The 2,472-nt window shown below is 71.3% G+C and carries 1 protein-coding gene; it reads right to left on the minus strand.

Translation table 11 applies throughout. The features are described from left to right. Positions 1-247: 247 nt before the first annotated feature. Positions 248-2,472, minus strand: a 2,225-nt coding sequence (gene flhF / locus ACNPP0_RS26790) for a flagellar biosynthesis GTPase FlhF (RefSeq protein WP_448707505.1), incomplete at its 5' end; no start/stop codon positions are given.

Below are 2,472 nucleotides of genomic sequence, written 5' to 3' on the forward strand. Positions count from 1 at the left end.
TGGGGCGCTGGGGCGCTGGGGCGCTGGGGCTCTGGGGCGTTGGGGCGTTGGGGCGCTGGGGCGCTGGGGCGCTGGGGCGCTGGGGCGCTGGGGCTCTGGGGCGTTGGGGCGTTGGGGCGCTGGGGCGCTGGGGCTTTGGGGCTTTGGGGCTTTGGAGCTTTCGAGCTTTGGAGCTCTGGGGCTTTGGAGCTTTGGAGCTTTCGAGCTTTGGAGCTCTGGGGCTTTGCCTTGGCTTCGGCCCTGGACTTCAGGCCCCCGCGACCATCTCCAGCATGGCGAACATTTTCAGGATCGCCACGGGCAGCAGGCGGCCCGACAGCTTGCGTTCCGAACCCATGATGCCGGACAGCGGGCCGCGCACGACTGCGGCCGACGGCGAATGCGCCATCTGCCAGCAGGCCGCGCCCAGTTGGCCGGCCATCAATGACTGGCGCGCCAGCGTGTGGGCGCCGTCGACGGCGGGCAGCGCCTGCCACGCGTTGGCCATGTAGCGGAAGCCGGCCTTGGCTTCGTCCTGCAACACCAGCCAGCGCGCGACGGTGGCGGCGTCGGCCTGGGACGCGGGCAGGTTGGTCAGCCCGAACAGCTGTGCGGCGATCTCGCCGCTGACCGTATCGATCAGACGCGCACACACCAGACGGATGGGCGCGGTCTCGGAGCGGCCCGGCAGGTTGATTTCGGTGCCCGACGCCCACAGCGCCAGCGGCACGGCCTGGCCGCCCTGCTCGTGCGTCAGGCCGGGCATGTCGCCGGGCTGGCCCACGGGCAGATAGCCCACACTTTTGCCGACGGCATTCAGGTTGGTCGGGCATTCGTCCTGCACCACGCGCATGCCGCCCGGGCAGCGCGCCACCCACGAGGCGCCCTGCTCGCTTAACGACTGCCACAAGGCCGACGTGCCGGCCTCCAGCAGATGCACCATCGGCAGCCGGGGCAGTTGTTCGCCCAGCCAGCGCACGCGCGCTTGCAAGGCCGGGCCGGCATCCGCTAGACCGGCCGCGCCGGGCGCGAACGAGGTCAACATGCCGTGGGCCAACGCCAGCTGCTGCGCGGGCGCGGCCAGGGCCACGCCACGGTCGCTCATCAGCAGCGCCCCCATCAACACACCACCCGGCAAGCCCTCGCCCTTCATGCTGGTCTTGCCGTGCATGGCCAGCAGGTGGCGGTTGCAGGTGGCCGAGAATTCACGCCGCACCATGGCCAGCGGGTCGTCGCCCAAGGCCGCCAGGCTGGCGCCCGCGCCATCGCCGACATAGTCGCGCCAGGACGCCCGGGCTTGTACGCAGGCCGGGTCGCTGTCGAGCATGGCGATCGTGTCATCCAGATTCTGCGCGGCGGCGATCGACGCCGGTCCGCCTTGCGGGCGCAGGATGGCCGAGGCCAGCAATTGGCGGCGGCGGGCAGGATCAACGGCGTCGGCCTCGCGGGCGGCCGGCACCAGCGACGCCAGGTCCGCCTCGCTGGGCGTATACAGGGCGCGCGCGCGCTCGACCATGGCAAAAGCGCGGTCGATCAGCACGTCGGCGCGCGCCAGTTCCATGTGTTCGGGCACCTTCTGCCCCACCGACATGTAGTGGATGGGCAGGCGGTGGCGGATGGCCGTGTCCAGCGCCGCGCCCAGGCGGGTGGCTTCGTCCAGCTTGGTGATGATGCAGCCGGCCACGTCTTCGCCCACGCCGTTGCGGTAGGCGTGCGCCACTTCGTCCAGCGTATCGCCCTGGCTGGCGGCGTTCAGCACCAGCAGGCGGCGCACGGGCTTGCCGGCGCTGGTCAGCATCGCGGCCTGCTCGGCCACCAGGCGGTCGCGCTGGCTGATGCCGGTGGTATCGATCAGCACGATCTTGCGGTTGCCCAGTTCGGCAAGAATGCGGCGCAGTTCGCCGGCGTCGCGCACGGAATGCGCGGGCACGCCCATCAGGCGGCCGTAGATCTGCAATTGTTCCAATGCGCCGATCCGGAACAGGTCGGTCGTCAACATCGCGACCTGGTCGCGGCCTTCGCGGGCTACGCAACGGGCGGCCAGCTTGGCCAGCGTGGTGGTCTTGCCGACGCCCGTCGGGCCGACCAGCGCGTACACGCCGCCGGCCAGGAATTCGTCTTCGGAGGCCACCACGGGCAGGTGGGTGACCAGTTCATTGCGCGCCCACGCCTGGGCGGCGTCGGACGACAGCCCTTGCGGCAGGCGGTCCACCAGCGTGCGCACCAGCTTTGTGCTGAACCCGGCATCCAGCAGGCTGCGGAACAGCGCGGCGGCGGCGGCTTCACGAGTCGCGCCGGGGCGGCCACCCCAAAGCAATCCGTCCATCCGCGTTTCCAGCGCACCGCGCAAGGCGCTGATGGCATCCTGCAAACCGGCCGTGGTGTCCGGCGGCAACGACGGCGGTGCCTGACGCAACGGCGCGTCCGGCATGCGGGCCATGGACGGCGCGGGTGCGGACGGCGCGGGTGCAGCGGCTGCGGTGACCGCGGCGC

Source organism: Achromobacter semiaridum, from assembly GCF_053543755.1.